The following is a 17,957-nucleotide window of genomic DNA, read 5'->3' as shown; positions in this document are numbered from 1 at the left end:
CCCTCCCAACCGCACAAATGCTAAACAAAATTTGGCAATTCTTCAAACGACTAATTCAGCGAATATTGGGAACCCCAACCCCGCCCACCCCGCCTTCAGAAAATACCACCATCCGCCCAACCTTAACTGACGCTGAATACGAGTCGAAATTCATGGAAATTCTCGAAGGAGTGAATGTCGGTTGGAGTCGCGGGGATGTAGCGGGATTCTTAATCGCAAAACGCCTTAAAGATGGTGAATTAGCGGCTTGGTTGCGACGGTTTGGGAAAAGATTGTTAGAGGGCGAAAATGATGACACCGCTGCTACGGATGCGGTGGCATCGCTTCAGGAATTGGCGCAGCGGCTGGTATTGTTAGGTAGAATTGGCAGCGGGGAGTTGTCAGAGGTTGCGAGGCAAATTGGGCGGGAGATATTGACACGATTTCCGCTGCCGGAGGTTGAGGAGGAGGATACAAAGGGAAGGGTGATTGAGGCGGTGTTTGTTGGGGATGGTTTGGGTTTTTCTGGGGAAGTGAACCGCAGAGGCGCTGAGGGTGCGGAGGCAGAATCGGAAGTTAATGTAGATGCTGAGGCGTGGTGCGTTCGAGGGAATGAGCAGTATAATTTAGGAAGATTTGAAGAGGCGATCGCATCTTATAATCAGGCAATTGCTCTCAAACCAGACTACCACGATGCTTTGCACAACCGAGAGGTAGCGCAACGTAAGTTAGGCGAAATTAAATAGGCGGACTCGCTTGTATCCATAATTTTTTCTAGGTATGGCGAGCGACATGATACTATTAATAATTAATGCCTGTTTTCCTGGCTAATTATCATACATTTAAAAGAGAAGTTTGAGGAATTCAGTCCTCAGTACCAACTTAATTTGTAAGGTGTGTTAGGCGCACCTACAATAGGTTTATACTATTAAAATTAGTCCCAAATTATTGCATCCAAAACCCACATCGAATGACACAAGTAATCGGCATTGACTTAGGCGGAACCGCAATTAAACTCGGCAGATTCGGCGAAGACGGCATTTGTCATCAATCCTTAACTGTTCCAACTCCTCAACCGGCAACGCCAGAAGCCGTTTTAGCTACAATGACCGATGCTATTTTACAACTGAATCCTGTGGAAAATGCTGTAAGTGCGATCGGCATCGGCACTCCAGGCCCCGCAGACGCCGCCGGCCGCATAGCCAGAGTAGCAATTAACCTCAAAAACTGGCATAACGTCCCCCTCGCTGACTGGGTGGAAGCTAAAACCGGACTGCCGACCATCTTAGCAAATGATGCCAACTGTGCCGGATTGGGAGAAGCTTGGTTGGGCGCAGGAAGGCACTTTAAAGACCTAATTTTAATAACTTTAGGTACGGGAGTCGGGGGTGCAGTTATCCTAGACGGCAAACTATTTGTAGGTCCTCAAGGCGCGGCCGGAGAACTAGGATTGATTACTATAAATCCCGACGGCCCGGAATGCAACAGCGGCAATCGCGGTTCTTTAGAACAGTACGTTTCGGTGCAGGCAATTCGCCGGGAAACGGGTTTGGAACCTATAGAATTAGCCAATTTAGCTAAGTCGGGAGATGCCAAAGCTTTAGAATTTTGGCAAAATTACGGGCGCTATCTGGGTATCGGTTTGGCAAGTCTCATTTATATTTTGACGCCGGAAGCTATTATTATCGGCGGTGGAATTAGTGCAGGTGCTGAATTTTTCTTGCCGCAGGTTCGAGAAGAAATTGAGCGGCGGGTTCTGCCTAGTTCTCGCGAAGATTTGCAGTTATTGGTTGCTGAATTGGGAAATCAAGCAGGCATGGTAGGGGCAGCCAAATTAGCTTGGCAGCTTGTTCAATAGTTAAAATTTAAAAAACTAGCGCATTTTACTGCGCTTTTTTCATATCTAAAATTACGGTGCAACCTAAGCACTTTAGCTCAAAAAAAATAAAATGAATGTGAGGAGTTACTCAACATAGTCTCCCTTCATTGTTCATGCTTCTAACTAATGACTAATGACTAATGACTGCTTCATGGCAGAGATTGTCCCGTCGTATTTTTAATGTATTCCTGAATTTCTTGATAAGTTTCCGGGTTGCTTTGGCGGAGGATAACAATATTAGTTGCGCTGTCAGGCAGGCAAAAGCTTAGCCGACCGTTTTGTTCGCAAGCAAAAGAGCTAATTCGACTCATATCGATCGCAAATTCTTTGCGGTCATAATGAATTTTAATCCACGATCCTTTAGAATTGCGATCGAGGGTTTTTTTGAGGTAATCGAGAACTTGCTTGTAAGCCTCATAATTGCCTTGGGGATTGAGGATAATCGGCTGACTGCTATTAGGCAGCCAAAAGGTGAGACGCTTGTTATCCAGTTCGCTAGAAAAAGCACTAATAGTGTCAAGGTCAATTATGTATGTACTTTTCTCATAAGTAATTTTGCTCCAATAAGCCACAAAGCCTCCTCAAACCTGTGTTTCCTGGTATTTTAGGATAGTTTGACAACTCATACCATTTTAGATTTTAGATTTTAGATTTTAGATTGGGCATGACTGATGACTATCAGGGTTTGGAACCTGCCTAAAGTGGCATTTTTTTTTACTGGTATCACCTTTGAAATCAAAGCTAAAAAGTTAAGTAAAAATATCAGCATTTTTACCATCTGCCTTCTGCCTTCTACCTTCTGCCTTTTGCCTTCTCCCTTCGGGTACTATCCCCCAACCCCTATGCTAGGGCTCAGGGGTGAGATTTTTCACGGGTTGAGAATGCTGCCCGATATCATGTCCGGTAAGTGCGACCCGAATCAAATCCGATTGTTGGGTTGGGCGGGTGAGAGTACGATCCATTGTCTGCCTGATTTGAATATGGTGTACTCTCACCCGCCCCTACAGACATCTAATATATCAGAACTAATCGATCGAACATGATATGAGATCAGTTTCCTGCAAGTTTCCCGGCCACCAAGTCGCGCCCCTGAGCATCTAAAAAATCCTGATTTCCCTGCACGCTCGCCGCCTCGATAAACCCCTGAAACAAGGGGTGGGGGGCGCTAGGTCGAGATTGGAATTCGGGGTGAAATTGACAGGCTATGAAAAAGGGATGGTTGGGCAATTCGATCATTTCTACCAATCGGCCGTCGGGAGATGTCCCGGAGACTGCATAACCTGATTCTAAGAAAAGATTGCGGTAGGCGTTGTTAAATTCGTACCGGTGGCGGTGCCGCTCGTAAATCACTTCTTTCTGATAAAGTTTGAAAGCGAGGGTGTCTGGGTTGACACGGCACGGATATAAACCCAGTCGCATTGTACCGCCCAAATCAACTACATCTAGCTGTTCTGGCAATAAATTAATTACCGGATTTGCGGTATCTGGGTTAAATTCAGCGCTGTTGGCATCCTCTAGTTGGGCGATGTTGCGCGCCCATTCAATCACAGCACACTGCATCCCCAAACACAATCCCAAAAAGGGTATTTTATGGTGTTTGGCATATTCGATCGCCGCTATTTTGCCGTCTACTCCCCGAACCCCAAAACCTCCGGGCACAAGAATGCCCTTGATATCTTTGAGATAACTTTCGATGTTTCCCGATTCTAAATCTTCTGAGTTAATCCAGTGCAAATTCAGGTCGCAGCCGATCGAGATTGCTGCGTGTCGCAAAGCTTCGACCACCGAAAGATAAGCATCGTTCAACCGCACGTATTTGCCCACCAAAGCAATATCAATCTTGTGGTTAGGATTGTAAAGCCGCTTGACTAAGGTTTGCCACTGAGTCAAATCGGGGCGGCGCGGTTCGAGTTGCAGCAAATTGATGCTTTGTTCCGCTAAACCTTCCTGTTCCATCATCAGCGGCACTTCGTAGATACTTTTGGCATCTTGAGCGGTGATGACACATTCTTCGGGCACGTTGCAGAATTCCGACAATTTCTGTTTCATGCCCAAAGACAGCGGGCGATCGCACCGACAGACTAAAATATCTGGTTGAATGCCGATCGACCGCAATTCCTTCACCGAATGCTGAGTCGGTTTAGTTTTCATCTCCCCAGCCGAAGGAATCCAAGGTATCAGCGTGACGTGCATATACACAACATTTTGCCGGCCGACATCCTTGCGAAACTGCCGAATTGCCTCCAAAAACGGCAAAGATTCAATATCTCCCACCGTTCCGCCGATTTCCGTAATCACGACATCGGGATTAGTATTTTTTGCTACTCGGTGAATTCGCTCTTTAATTTCGTTAGTGATGTGCGGAATCACCTGCACCGTACTCCCCTGATACTCGCCGCGGCGTTCTTTGTTGATTACCGCTTGATAAATGGAACCCGTGGTGACGCTGTTGAGGCGAGACATGGAAGTATCGGTAAAACGCTCGTAGTGCCCCAAATCCAGGTCAGTTTCCGCACCGTCTTCCGTCACGAAGACTTCTCCGTGCTGAAACGGGCTGAGAGTGCCGGGGTCAACGTTAATATAGGGGTCTAGTTTCAAAATCGAGACCGAATAGTCCCGCGACTTCAATAGGCGGCCCAAGGAAGCAGCGACAATTCCCTTGCCGATGCTGGAAACCACGCCGCCGGTCACAAACACAAATTTGCTCATAGGATTTTCGACTTTAGATCTTTCTCATTTAAGAAGGTAACACTCAACTCTAAGAGCTAAAATCAAAAATTGTCCAGCAGTGTTTGACCATTTCTCAAATACGGCTGGGGATACGACGAGTAGCCCATTTGCTCGATCGGGCGGTTTGCAGGGGTTTTGAGCTGGTGGGCCAATTTCAAAACGGTTGATTGTTCATCAGTTCGCTTTGGGCGGATACCAGTCATATCAAATCCGTTAGCATCGGAATAGTAAATTCGAGTTCACTGTTGACTGTTGACTGTTCACGGCGTCAACAGTCAACAGTCAACAGTCAACCGTCAACATCATTCCGGTGTAACCGGAAATGATATCAAGGGCGATCGATCTTTTGAGAAAACCACCTTCACCAAGACTTCTTTTCCCTTCCTCAAAAATATCTCTGTAACCGATCTGTCAAATCTGACACACTGGCCAACTCTAAGACGGCCTCTCCTAAATTCTCTAATTGCTCAGCGGATAACTGACTGATGCGAGTTTGAATCTCCGACGACAACGGGCCGACACGGCGCTCCAACAGCCGCACAACTAACTCCAACTTTCCTTGTTTGATGCCTTGTTCGATACCTTGTTCGATGCCTTGTTCGATGCCTTGTTCAATTCCTATTCTGGTAGCTTTGGTAATTGCACCGCGCTGGTCTTGAATAAAAATTTCTCGCCTTTCTAAATCTTCCAATTCATCAGGAGCGAGATTCGCTTCATTCGCAATTGCAAAAGCCTGTCGGAGTTCCGGCACATTTCCCAACTCTTCGGGAACCGACCGTAAAATTTGAGCAGTTTTCATAAAATATATCCACTTATCTGTCAGCGTTTCTAACTCCTGTAATGTCTTGTCAAATTTTGGCAATTCAACAAACACAAGTTCAAATTCATCAGCTAGATAGTCGGTTAAAAAAGTTTTTTTTTTGAAAACAAAGCGCGAAATCACTGTTTCCAGATGCTCAAACATTTGAAAATCGGTAATCGTCAGAGCAATCACAGGGTTTAACAAGCTGTAACGGCTTCCTGTGGTTAGCTGCATTGAATAAGCTTTAGTGGCATTGTATAAAATCCGCTTCTCGAATGACTCTACATTCAATACTTGCATTTCAATAATTACCGTTTTGTTGCCATCAATCTTAGCTTTGACATCCAAGTAAGTATCTTTGACTCCTTTGATTTTGGGAGCTAAATAAGGGTCAATAATTTCTAAATCTTCGATGACTGGCTGTGCTTCGTAGAGCATGGCATTCAAGAAACTAATCAAAATTTCCTTACTCTCAGCAGACCCAAAGATTTTTTTAAAGGCAAAGTCGGTTTTGGGGTTAATAAAATTCATGGCAATTTCAATTTATTAGAGCTTGAGAGGTTGAGGTTAGAGTTATTTAATTATTTAACTATCATACAATCTTCTAGGTTGGGTTCGCCGACGATCGCCCCAACCGACCTCACCCAAATACGGATCGAGCGGCCGACAGCAGTCGCCCTGAGCAATCATGGCTTCGACAAAAGTTCCAGCGCCCAGTCCGCCCCTAGGCGAGTCAATCTAAAATCTAAAATCTAAAATCTAAAATCAGCCCTACGCGCTCAGTCATTTTTCCCAGAAAGCTAACTCAGGAACGTTTCGCGAAGCGTAAAGTCATGGTAAACAAAGCACCTCAAGTCTGCTAAAAAAAAACAGCTATGAAGTTTGTCTGCGTTCTATCCCCTCAACGGTTGCTTTCTGCTGGTATCGCATTGCTCGCAGCCATCGAGTGTGGCGCGTGGCTCGCTCCAAATACGGCGCGGGCAAAAGCTCCTGGGGAAAATTATTCGTCTGTGTCGCCGAAAATCCTCGCTAGTAACGATGTTAATTGCAATGGGTCGCGATCTGCACAAAATCGGTGTCCAGTCGGCGGTTTGTTCGTCAAAACTCCAAATACGACCTCAGAACAAGTCTTTCCTCTCAAGCAGACTGAAGTTAAAGCCAAAATAGCTGGCAATATCTCCCGCGTCGAAGTTGTTCAGAAGTTTGAAAATCCTTTTCCTGAATCTATAGAAGCTGTTTATATATTTCCTTTGCCCGACGAAGCGGCGGTGGACGATATGGAAATTAAAATAGGCTCACGAACTATTAAAGCTGATATCAAACTGCGCGAGGAAGCTTTGGAAATTTACGAACAAGCCAGAAAGCAAGGCCGGAGTGCGGGTTTGTTGGAACAAGAACGATCCAATATTTTTACTCAGTCTCTCGCTAATATCAAACCCGGAGAAAAAATTGAAGTTACGATTCGCTACACGGAAAGTCTCAAGTTTGCCGGCGGCGATTATGAATTTGTGTTTCCAATGGTGGTAGGGCCGCGCTATATTTCGGGAAATTCGACCCCCCCCTTAGCAAGGGGGGGCGATCGTTCTGAGTCTTCAGGGGCGAGAAATTCGACCCCCCCCAACCCCCCCTTAGTAAGGGGGGGCGATCGTTCTGAGTCTTCAGGGGTGAGAAATTCGACCCCCCCCAACCCCCCCTTAGTAAGGGGGGGCGATTCTCAATTCCCCCCCTTGCTAAGGGGGGGGCAGGGGGGGGTTAATACCGATGCCGATCGCATTAACCCGCCTGTTTTGCCTCCGGGAACACGATCGGGTCACAATATCGCTGTTTCGGTAGAAATAGATGCCGGCGTTGCGATCGGCGATGTCCGCTCTACTTCGCATCAAATTACAACTGACCGCAGCGGCAATATTGTACAAGTCCAATTAGCCAATTCTGACACAATTCCCAATAAAGATTTAATTTTGCGCTATCGAGTCGCGGGCGAAAACACTCGGGCAACTATTTTGACTCAATCGGACCAGCGGGGCGGTCATTTTGCTACTTATTTGATTCCGGCATTAAACTACAAAACTAATGAAATTGTACCCAAAGATGTCGTGTTTCTGATGGATACTTCCGGTTCTCAGCAGGGCGAACCGCTGGCAAAATCTAAGGAGTTGATGCGCCGCTTCATTCAAGGGCTGAATCCCAACGATACTTTTACTATTATTGATTTTGCCAATACTGCGACAGCGCTTTCAACAACTCCTTTAGCAAATACTCCCGAAAATCGGCTAAAAGCAATTAATTATATCGAAAAGTTGCAGGCTAACGGTGGCAGTGAATTGCTTAACGGCATTCAAGCAGTGATGAATTTTCCGGCTCCGGCAACGGGAAGGCTGCGGAGTATTGTATTAATTACTGACGGTTACATTGGTAATGAAAATGAAGTGCTAGGGCGGGTTCAACAGAGTCTGAAACCGGGAAATCGACTTTATAGTTTTGGGGTCGGCGGTTCGGTGAATCGGTTTTTGATTAACCGTTTGGCGGAAGTGGGAAGAGGCACTTCTCAGGTAATTCGTCAAGATGAACCGTCGGCAGAAGCGGCAGAAAAGTTTTTTCGTGAAATTAATAGTCCGGTATTGACTAATATTCAAATTAGTTGGGAAGGAATGGGGGAAAAACCGCAGATTTATCCGATCGCACCCCCAGACTTGTTTGCGAGTGGGCCGCTGGTTTTGTTTGGCAAAAAGACCGATCGAACTAACGGCCAACTTCGCATTCGCGGCACTCTTGCCGGCGGCAAAGCTTACGAGCAAGTTTTACCTGTTAATTTTGCTCAATCCGGCGGGCGGCAGCGGGAGTCAACTTCAGTCGCAGCAGGGGCTACGGATTTTGGCAATCCGGCGGTAGCTCAACTTTGGGGGCGATCGCGCATTAAAGATTTAATGAATCAAATGTTTGGTGGTGAGACTAAATCTCTGGTGGAAGCTGTGACTAATACTGCTCTGACTTATCGCTTGCTGTCGGAATACACGGCTTTTGTGGCTGTGAGCGAAGAAGTGCGAGTTGAAGCAGATGGAACTCGTCGTCGAGTGCAAGTGCCTGTGGAATTGCCGCAGGGTGTCAGCTATGAAGGTATTTTCCAGTCGGAGGGGGCTGAGCAAACTAGAGGTGGCTCTCGCAGCGTTACCTCGAATCGCAACTCGGCACCGGTGAGTCCAGCTCCTGTGCCGCAGCAGCCCGGTTACGGTGAGTTGCAACCCCAGAAGCCTTTGGCTTCTCGCCTTCAAGTAGTTAGCGCCGAAGGGTTGGATGCCGGGGCACTCGCCGCTTTGACTCAATACCTGCAATCGGTTAATCTCCCGGCGGGGGTTAGCGGTGAAACGGTGTGGGAGTTATCGGTACAAGACGGCCGCGTTGCCCGAGTGGCGATCGACACTAAAACCTCAACGCTGCAAGCAACAGACGCCGTAGAGACTCTCAAGAGAGCCATGAGTTCCTGGCAACCTCCTGCAGGGTTCAAGGGCACGCTGCGCCTGAAGTTGCGAATAACGGTCGATCGTTAAGCAAGGACTATCTATGTCACAAAACATTAACTTTTAATTCAAAAATACCGAAAGGGCGATCGCTACCGCGAGGAAGAGATAAAATCTTTATTAAGAGATTGCCTTTAAACAGAAAGTCATGTTAATGAAATTTATACCGTTTGAGGCAAACGCTAAAACAGTTTCCTTTCTGAAACAGTTTCCTTTCTGAAAGAACCTTAACAGTAAAGATTTCTGGATCGAAACCCCCCAATCATAGAAGGTATGATGCCCTATGGAAGTTAGTGAACTGCTAAACAATTACGAAAAAGGAGAAAGAGACTTTACTGGAGCCGACCTCAGTGGGAAAAACCTCAGCGGAGCAATCTTAATAGGAGTCAACCTTTCGCGAGCTAATCTTTCCGGGGCGAACCTCAGCAGGGCGTTTCTCACCAAAGCAACACTCAAAGGTGCACTGCTACACAGAACAAATCTGAGTTTTGCCAAAATGGGTGAAACCCAACTCTCAGGTGCAGATTTGACAAAAGCTAATTTGAGTGGAGCTTTTTTGGTAAAAGCAAAATTGCCGAGAGCAAAGTTAAGTGGCGCAACTTTAACTGGCGCCAACCTGCGCGGTGCTGTGTTGTGGAATGCCAATTTGTGCAGCGCCGACTTGCAATTAGTTAACTTGCTGGGCGCGAATCTGATGGCAGCTAATTTTAAGTGGGCCAACCTTTACGGTGCAAAGCTCAATAGTGCAAAACTTTTTGGAGCTCAATTAACCGGAGTCAGTTTGCGGCGAGCGCACTTGACAGGGGTGAATCTCTGCGGTGCAGATTTGAGCGGTGTCAACGTGAGTGAAGCTAAACTAATGGGAGCTAATTTGGAAGGCTCGAATTTGGCGGGGGCGAATTTCAGCGCGGCTCAGTTGCCTGGGGTGAAGTTGGCGGGTGCAAACTTAACCGGGGCTAAGTTGAGGGGAAGTTGTTTGAGAGGGGCAAATCTGAATTGGGCAAAGCTGTGTCAAGCAGATTTGATGTCAGCAGATTTGAGCGAGGCGACGTTAATAGGAGCTAATTTAGATAATGCTTTGTTGGCGGGAGCTATTTTGCCGGAATCTACGAGGCGCTATTTTTCTTTAGCTGGGGCTGGCAGAGTCAATTCTTGGGAAGTTACGGAAATTAAAAATGGGTAATGGGAAAGGGGGAATTTGGAAGTGGGGAATTGGTAATTGCCTATCTGAATTGGATTTTTGGGCGGGCATCCCGCCCCACCCCTACTCCCCACAATAATTTCCTCCAACTTGACTGTAAAATTTAGATGCGACACGCTCGATTAAATCCGGTAACTAGAATTATTAAAAGTGGTAGATATCCGCGCCTGACAAGGCATTGCCCTGTAGCTACAAAGAATTACGCTCAAGGTTTTCTGTTGAAATCAATTCTTTAATCTCAAATCTAAAATCGCTATGACTGTTAATTTTGGGGTGGTGCTGGTAACTGCGGCATCGGAGGCGGAGGCGGAGAATCTCGCTAAATCTTTAGTTGAACACAAGCTGGCTGCTTGTGTGAGTTTGTTGCCAATTCGCTCTATTTATACTTGGCAAGGCGAGATTCATGCCGAGTCAGAGTGGCAGTTGGTGATTAAAACTGATATGGCTAAATTTGAGGCTTTAAAAACAAAAGTTCAGGAACTCCATTCCTATGAAGTTCCCGAAATTATTGCTATTCCTATTATCGCTGGCAGCGATGCTTATCTCAATTGGCTGGGAAAATCTTTAAGTTTGTAGTCAAGACTTTAGTCCTAAAGTGTCAAATGAAGAGGGACGGAAGTCCCTACTACAAATGGTCAGAAACCTAGGAATTATGACTGGTAGGGCCGATGACGCCGATTTTATGGCGAAAACTTAGTTCGCCGCCGAACCAGCCTGTAATGCCCAGCAAAGCTGCAACGACGATCGATATTGCTAAACCTGTATATACGATCGGCTCAGCCGGATTTCCTTGTCGCAACACCAGGTTAATCAGGGTAAGTACCATAACCGCCACATTGCCGCCCATGTGCAACCAACCGGCACTGCGCTCGCGCACTCTTTTAACTTTGAAAAAATCTAAAAAGCCCGTGATTGCGGCCAAAATCCCCGCAGCAAAACCGACACCCATCAGCCAAACCGAAGCTCTCGCCCAAAACGGATCGCTTGTCAGCCAATAACCTATGTCGGTGCCGGCGGCTCCTACTAAAAAGGCTACCGGAAAGATGACGATGATGGGGTGGATGGGATGGCCTGCAACTGAAAGCGTACTCGTTATGCCGGCGTCGCGATACTCTGTATCGAGACTTTCGAGAATCGGCGGAAGATTGGGATAGGGCGTACTATTTCTGGGATTTGTTTCCATGATTTCTACGATAACTTTTGTACAACAAAGCCGTTTTTATTCGATTGAACTTAATCCCAAATCCGCTCGCCATTTTCGTCAACGCGGGCCTGGCGAATTACGTCGGAAATTTCATCGGCGTCTTTGACGTGGTGCAGGGCTTTCTTTTCCCCATCGGCTTCTTCTACCATCACATAAGTTGGAACTGTAACAACATCGCCCGTGATGTCTGGCACGTGGTCTACCGCCAGTTGCTGGGCTTTTTCTTCGAGGGTTTGCGGTTCGTCGGAAATGCGATCGCCCGGATTGACCGTGCGCTCCATATCTTTGCCGGGTTTGTCGATACTCATAAAAACCTCTCTGGTATTTCTAATTTTTTGCTGACTCTAATTCCTACTATTGAACGAAAAATCTCCCTGCACAAACATCTCCCGAGGGGTGGAACTTTTAGTTATGCCGATCGCAGGCAGCATCTTCCTGTAGGTAGAGGTTTTTCGATTGGTTCCGAAAAAACCTAAGCTAAAATCTAAGCATGATATTTTCCTTCCCTTTGAGTTTCCCATGAAAAGTTACGATTGGATTGTTGTCGGCGGTGGCATTACGGGTGCATCACTGAGTTACGAACTGGCCAAAAAAGGTTTTGCTGTGCTGCTTTTGGAACGAGATGCTACCCTGCAAAATGCGACTCGTTTTAGTTACGGCGGCTTGGCTTATTGGTCGGGAACGACAGATTTAACTCGGCAATTGTGTCGGGAAGGTATCGAACGCCACCGCAATTTATCGGCGGAATTAGATGCTGATACTGAGTTTCGCGAGTTGGATTTGTTGCTGACAATTGATGCGGGTAATGATGCGGAAAAAGCGGCGGCTAATTACGCGCATTTTGCGATTGTTCCGCAGCTTTTGAGCGTTGCAGAAGCGGGGGAGTTGGAACCTTTGCTAAATAAAAGTGCGATCGCCGGAGCTCTGACTGTGCGCCACGGTCACATTTCGCCGACTGCCACAAATAAAGCTTATTGTCAAGGGTTTCTGCGGTTGGGAGGAACGATAGAATTTGCTGAAGTAATTGGGTTTATAGAAGAGGGAAATCGGATTTCGGGAGTCAAGACGGCGCAGGGAATTTATCGTTGTGAAAATGCTGTTGTTTGTGCTGGAGGTTGGAGTCGGAGTTTGCTGAAAGCCGCTGGTGTTTCTGTGGGAGTTTATTTTACTCGCACGGAGATTTTGGAAACTGCACCTGTGGATTTGAAACTCAGGACTTTGGTGATGCCTGCGGTATTAAAACGTTTTGAATTGGAAGCTGAATCGAGTAGAATTGAGGTGGATTTTCTTTGGGATGAACCGGGTAAAGAGTTACAGCCGCCGATTTTAGATTCGGGTGCAATTGGGTTTAAGGATGGGAGTTTGCGGATCGGGCAATTGTCGCGCACTTTGAGCGATTTGAATGCTAAAGTCGATCGCGAAACCAGCGAAGCGGCAATTCGTGCAGGAATTGGCAAGGTTTTGCCTGATTTGGCAGGTTTACCCGCAACTTGGCACGAGTGTATTGTGGCATTTAGCGCTGATAATTTGCCTGTAGTGGGGTCGATGGCCGATCGCCCTGGATTGCACGTTTTTTCTGGTCTCAGCAATCCTTTGGTGATTGTACCTGCTTTGGCTGAGCGATTTGCGAAGGCGGCGGGGGGAGAAGAAGATAGGGCGATCGAGCTTTTATCTCCCCATCGATTTATCGCAGAAAAAAGTTCGGCAACGGATTCTGTAACGGATGTCAGGAAGAAGGAAGAAGGAAGAAGGAAGAAGGAAGAAGGATAGATGACTACTGACTACTAACTAAAAAAGGCAGCGCGACAATAAATGTAGTACCTTTGCCGATCGCACTTTCCACACTTATTGTACCGCCGTGCAGGTCAACTATGTGTTTGACAATGCAGAGTCCCAAACCCGATCCTTTAATCTTGCCTACATTACCACCCCGTTCAAACTGCTGAAATAGTTTTCCTTGATATTCCGGTGTCATCCCAATTCCCTCATCTCGAACGCACAAAATTATTTGTTGGTTTTCGCAGCTTAAGTCTAAACTTACCTTGCCGCCGTTTGGTGAATATTTAATAGCGTTTGAAAGCAAATTAGTCAGAAGGTGGTGCAGTAGTTTTGCATCGAGATTGGCGTGCAGCGGATTTGTGTGACTGCGGAAATGTACTAGGTGTTTTTCGGTGACGATCGGTTGCAGTTCTTCTAAAATAGAATTGCATAAATCCGTCGCATTGATGGGATTTAAATTTAAGGAAATTTTCCCGGATTCTGCTTTGCTAAGCATTAAAATATCTTCCAGCAGCCCACTCATATTACTGACGGCTCTTTTAATCCGATCGACATTTTTATTGGTAGTTCCGAGGGTTCTCTGCAATTCGCTATCTTCTAGCATTTCAGCAGATAACTGTATGGTAGTTAAAGGAGTGTTTAAATCGTGGTAAGCCATTGAAATAAAGCGCGATCTATTTTCGCTTTTTTCGGCTGCTAACGCCATTAAATTTTTCAGACTAACTGCTTCTTGATGTTTGCTCAGTGCTATCTTGATAGTGGCGTGCATTTCTCTTTCTTTAAAAGGTTTGAGCAGGTAGCCGTAAGAACCAGTATTTTCTGCTCGCTGCAAAGTTTCGTCGTCAGCATAGGCAGTTGTATAGATAATTGGTATATCTAATTCTTGATTAATTATTGCTGCTGTTTCTATACCGTCAATGTCGCCTTTAATAACTATATCCATTAAAATTAAATCGGGTCTTAGTTCGCGGGCGCGCTGGATTGCATCCGCTCCTGAAGAAACGATATCGGCGATTTGATATCCCAATTTTTCTAATTTAGGAGATAAATTTTTAGCAATTAACAGTTCGTCTTCGACAATCAAAATATTAATTGGTTTTTCGGGAAAACTCATATTTTTACAATCTTTGAAAGTAGTTTAACTCGTTAAATTTTAAGTGAAAGGATGTACCAAATTCTCTGGATATCTCGATAGTTCCTTCTAACTGCTCGGTTAAAGTGCAGACAACTTGAAACCCCATTGAGTGAGTTTTCCGAAAATCTAAATTTTGAGGAAAGCCAATGCCGTTGTCCTTAACTAAGAGGTTGATTTCTCGATCGCCCGTTTGATAGCATTCTACACTAACTGTACCAGTTGTGCCATCAGGAAAAGCGTGTTTCAGGGTATTTGAAACCAATTCATTGGCAATTAAACCGCAGGGAGTAGCGGTTTCAAGATTTAGGGAAATTGACTCAGCTAATACCTGCAACTGAATTCGGTTGTTGCTAATATTGTAAGAGTGAAACAAGTTACTTACCAAATCTTCGAGATATTCGCCAAAATTAATTTGCGCTAGGTTAGTCGAGCGGTAGAGTTTTTCGTGAATCAGAGCCATAGAATAAAGGCGATTCTGACTTTCTTCAAACATTTTGCTGACTTGCGGGTCGGCAACTGTATTCGATTGCAATTCTAACAGGCTGGCAACTACGCAGAGGTTGTTTTTGACGCGGTGGTGAATTTCTTTGAGCAAAATTTCTTTTTCTCTGAGGGAGTTTTTCAAATTTGCTTCCGCTTGTTTGCGATCGCTCAGTTCAGCTTGCAGTTGCTGGTAAAGTAGAGATTGCTGAATCGCGATCGCCAATTGATTCACCAACTGCTGAAATAAATTGATTTCCCATTCTTGCCAATCACGAGGGCGATCGCATTGGTGGGCGATCAGCAATCCCCAAACTTGGCTGTGCTGAATAATCGGCACTACTAACTTTGCCCTAACTTGAATTTGTTTCATAAACTCCACCACACAAGGTGTAATGCAGGGGTCATCTAGTTCGGAGATCGCAGAAATTCGCCCTTGCAAATAAAGCTGATAACTTTCAGGCGGAAAAACCTCTTCGCCAAAATATCTATCCACGAGTTGGCTGCATCCTTCTGCCACGGCTTCAGCAATGACTCGTCCGCCCCTTTTGGGTAAAATTTGATAAACCAAAACTCGATCGGCTAATAATACTTGCTGGAGTTCCGCAACCGTGGTGTTGAGAATTTCCTCTAATTGCAAAGACTGGCGGACACGACGGGCGATCGCCTCCACAAGCCGTTCTTGCTCGAACTGCTGCCCCCTAGCGATTTCGGCGTATTTAGAATTGCTGATATCAGCGGCATAACCAATAATTTCGATCGGAATGCCCCTGCTGTCAACCAATAGTTTTAGTTCCGTCCTTAGCCAGCGGTATATTCCGTCTTGGTGTAGAAAACGATAGTCGCAAATACAATTTTTTTCCTCTGACAAATCCGAAAAATTTACTAGAAATTGTGGCCGATCTTCAGGGTGAATCCTGCTCGACCAAAATTTACAATCTGCTAACAATTCTTGGGGCTCGTAGCCAACGATTGTCTGAACGTTGTCGCTGATGTAAGTAGTACAAAAGTCTCCCATCGGTGCGGCTGTAAAAATTACCGCCGGATTAGAACCCAGCAAAAATTGCAGGCGTTCTTTTAACTGCTGAAATTCCATTTCTGCTCGCTTACGATAACTGATATCTTCGATCGCCCCCATGCTGTAGAGAGGAATGCCCTCGCGATCACGGATCAGCGTTACCGTCAAGTTTGCCCACATCAGCTCGCCATTCTTCTTAATCAAGCGTTTTTCCCTTTGGAAGCGAGAAATATGGCCCTCGACCAACTGCTTGACTTGCTCCACATCTCCTTGTAAATCTTCTGGATGCGTCAGTTCAGTAAAAGTCATGGTAGCCAACTCCGAATCGCTGTAGCCCAACATCTGGCGGTGAGCTTCATTCACTTTGATCGTGCGGTAGTCGCGCACGCTTGCCAAACCAAGCGCGATCGGAGCATCGTCAAATAAGTTGCGAAACTTTTCCTCGCTCTTTTGCAGTGCAGCTTCTGCGTGTTTGCGAGCGGTAATGTCTCGGGCGACCCACATCACTCGATCGAACTCCAGCGGCGAAATACTGGCATCAAACCAAAATAACTTGCAGCCAATTTCCATGCTGTATTCAACTCTATGCGTTTGCCCAGATGCCAATGTTTGGCGAATGTGGGCTAGGGCAAAATTAGCTTCCGCTTCTGGGAAGATTTCCGCGAGGGTTTTGCCCAGCACTTCAGGAGCCGGTTTGTACAGCAGTTCGGGAGCCGTAGGGGCGATTTTGAGGTAGCGGCCGCTTGCGTCGAAAACCAGCACGATATCCGTCATGGCGTTAAACAGCGCCACCAGTTCGGCTTCGGAGTTTTGAAGTTTTTCTTCGGTCAATTTGCGATCGGTAATGTCGGTGTCAGTGCCCGTCAGGTGTAATGCCTTGCCAGAAGCCGCTCGGATCGCGCTGCCGCGGGCAAGTATCCAGCAGGTGCTGCCGTCTTTACGCAGCATCCGGTGTTCTACTTCATAAATTTCTGTCACACCCTCTAGATAAGCCTTTACTGCTTCCTCGACTGCAACTCGATCGTCGGGATGAACGTGAGACACCCAATTTTCCATGCGGTTGGGAATCTCTGCGTCCTGATAGCCCAACAAAGCTTTCAAAGACGGAGCAATGTAGATTTCGTCGGTTTCCAAATTCCAGTCCCAAACCCCCACTTTGCCGGCCGATACTGCCATTTCGTACCATTGTGTCCGCTGCTGCACTCTCCGTTCTAACTCTGCATTGAGCTGCTGCAAAGCGATTTCTGCTTGTTTGCGATCCGTGACATCCCGGCCGGCAGCTTGATACTCGACGATTTGTCCGCTCTCGTCGAATATCGCCCGATCGATCCACTGCTGCCAGCGAATTTCCCCGCTGGGCAAAATTACTCGGTGTTCGCAGGTAAAAATAGGGTTGTCGGGAGACACAGAAGTATATTGCTGTTGAAAAATTTCTCGGTCTGCTTCTGGCAGCAGGGACAGGAAGCATTTGCCGAGCAAGTCCAACGGCTGCACGCCGAAATAACGGCAGTAAGCTTGATTGACAAAAGTTATTTTACCGTCTGGGAGGTAGCGGCAAATCAGTTCGGTTTGGTCTTCCACAATCGCCAGGTAGCGCGCCTCGCTCTGCTGCATGGCACTTTCGGCATTTTGGCGATCGCTGACTTTTCTTAGTTCACAATTGCCCTCTAACTGTTGGCATTGTTCCTGAAGTTTTGCAGCTTCTTGGTGCCGTGCCTCCATCCAGCTATACATTGCTGGCCGAATCGTTTTTTCGCTGACTAAACCTACGAGCTGACCCCGTTCATCCACAATTGGCAAGCAATCGAGCGAGTATTGACAAAATAGCTTAAATGCGGTAATAAGATCTGTAAATTCTGATTCTTGTAAGACAATTAAATTCCGCGTCATTGCGTCGGCAACTTTCATGCCTTGCCATCCGTATTCGGAGGCGGCTAAGTTCACGACATCTTCCGGGCTTAGCAGTCCGACTAGCTGATTTTCATCGACAACTAAGACGCAACTAATAGATGCTTTTACAGTTTCGTTTGAGTCGGGAAATGCAGGTGAATTAGGCAGTGGGCAAGGGTTGCTCGTCCGCCGCATCAGGGCGATCGCCTCTGCGAGTGAAGTCGAGGGCCCAACCGTGGCAGGGTGGCGATCGACAGCTTCGTCGGGCGATCGTAAATTTGCCGACAAATTAGCAAGTTCCATTAGTCTTGGTCAAAAAGTATTGCTAATTAACTTTAGCAA

13 protein-coding genes are annotated in these 17,957 nt (G+C 46.4%); 6 read left to right on the top strand and 7 right to left on the bottom strand.

Annotated elements, in window-relative coordinates:
* Positions 1-17 precede the first annotated feature (17 nt).
* Both QUA62_RS10275 and QUA62_RS10270 read left to right on the top strand, forming a co-directional pair.
* Entirely contained in the window at positions 18-725 is a 708-nt protein-coding gene (locus tag QUA62_RS10275; RefSeq protein ID WP_333403761.1) for a tetratricopeptide repeat protein, read from the top strand.
* Between the two features lie 224 nt (positions 726-949).
* Positions 950-1,837 (top strand): ROK family protein, encoded by an 888-nt coding sequence (locus QUA62_RS10270; protein ID WP_333403759.1) that lies wholly within the window; start codon positions 950-952, stop codon positions 1,835-1,837.
* 170 nt (positions 1,838-2,007) lie between these two features.
* On the opposite strand, the gene QUA62_RS10265 is transcribed toward QUA62_RS10270, so the two are convergent.
* From QUA62_RS10265 to QUA62_RS10255, 3 genes are all read right to left on the bottom strand, one after another.
* On the bottom strand, positions 2,008-2,430 hold the full coding sequence (locus QUA62_RS10265) for a hypothetical protein (protein ID WP_333403757.1): 423 nt from the start codon (positions 2,428-2,430) through the stop codon (positions 2,008-2,010).
* A 478-nt stretch (positions 2,431-2,908) separates the two neighbouring features.
* Positions 2,909-4,567 (bottom strand): CTP synthase, encoded by a 1,659-nt coding sequence (locus tag QUA62_RS10260; protein ID WP_333218613.1) that lies wholly within the window; start codon positions 4,565-4,567, stop codon positions 2,909-2,911.
* A 406-nt stretch (positions 4,568-4,973) separates the two neighbouring features.
* Positions 4,974-5,921 (bottom strand): Rpn family recombination-promoting nuclease/putative transposase, encoded by a 948-nt coding sequence (locus tag QUA62_RS10255; RefSeq protein ID WP_333403755.1) that lies wholly within the window; start codon positions 5,919-5,921, stop codon positions 4,974-4,976.
* Between the two features lie 344 nt (positions 5,922-6,265).
* On the opposite strand from QUA62_RS10255, the gene QUA62_RS10250 reads away from it, so the two are divergent.
* From QUA62_RS10250 to cutA, 3 genes are all read left to right on the top strand, one after another.
* Positions 6,266-8,938: a VIT domain-containing protein gene (locus QUA62_RS10250; protein ID WP_333403754.1), complete on the top strand. Its 2,673-nt coding sequence runs from the start codon at positions 6,266-6,268 to the stop codon at positions 8,936-8,938.
* Between the two features lie 253 nt (positions 8,939-9,191).
* Positions 9,192-10,091, top strand: coding sequence for a pentapeptide repeat-containing protein (locus QUA62_RS10245; protein WP_333403752.1), 900 nt, complete (start codon positions 9,192-9,194; stop codon positions 10,089-10,091).
* A 273-nt stretch (positions 10,092-10,364) separates the two neighbouring features.
* Complete coding sequence (gene cutA, locus QUA62_RS10240) at positions 10,365-10,685, top strand: divalent-cation tolerance protein CutA (protein ID WP_333403750.1); 321 nt, start codon at positions 10,365-10,367, stop codon at positions 10,683-10,685.
* A 67-nt stretch (positions 10,686-10,752) separates the two neighbouring features.
* On the opposite strand, the gene QUA62_RS10235 is transcribed toward cutA, so the two are convergent.
* The gene (locus tag QUA62_RS10235) at positions 10,753-11,292 is read right to left on the bottom strand and encodes a DUF2231 domain-containing protein (RefSeq protein WP_333282501.1); all 540 of its coding nucleotides are present in this window, start codon (positions 11,290-11,292) and stop codon (positions 10,753-10,755) included.
* A gap of 50 nt (positions 11,293-11,342) precedes the next feature.
* Positions 11,343-11,621: a hypothetical protein gene (locus tag QUA62_RS10230; protein WP_006635678.1), complete on the bottom strand. Its 279-nt coding sequence runs from the start codon at positions 11,619-11,621 to the stop codon at positions 11,343-11,345.
* Positions 11,622-11,832: 211 nt separating this feature from the next.
* Between QUA62_RS10230 and QUA62_RS10225 the strand changes: the two genes are divergently transcribed.
* Positions 11,833-13,083: an FAD-binding oxidoreductase gene (locus tag QUA62_RS10225; protein WP_333403748.1), complete on the top strand. Its 1,251-nt coding sequence runs from the start codon at positions 11,833-11,835 to the stop codon at positions 13,081-13,083.
* A gap of 4 nt (positions 13,084-13,087) precedes the next feature.
* Here QUA62_RS10225 and QUA62_RS10220 read toward each other — a convergent pair whose 3' ends face one another.
* A complete protein-coding gene (locus QUA62_RS10220) occupies positions 13,088-14,206 on the bottom strand; it encodes an ATP-binding protein (protein WP_333403746.1) in 1,119 nt (372 codons plus the stop codon).
* Positions 14,207-14,210: 4 nt separating this feature from the next.
* Positions 14,211-17,918 carry a PAS domain S-box protein gene (locus QUA62_RS10215; RefSeq protein WP_333403743.1) on the bottom strand — a complete coding sequence of 1,236 codons (3,708 nt, stop codon included), beginning with the start codon at positions 17,916-17,918 and terminating at the stop codon, positions 14,211-14,213.
* Positions 17,919-17,957: the final 39 nt, after the last annotated feature.

Source organism: Microcoleus sp. MON1_C1, assembly GCF_036701945.1.
Taxonomy (GTDB): domain Bacteria; phylum Cyanobacteriota; class Cyanobacteriia; order Cyanobacteriales; family Microcoleaceae; genus Microcoleus.
This window is presented reverse-complemented; position numbering and strand designations above follow the sequence as displayed.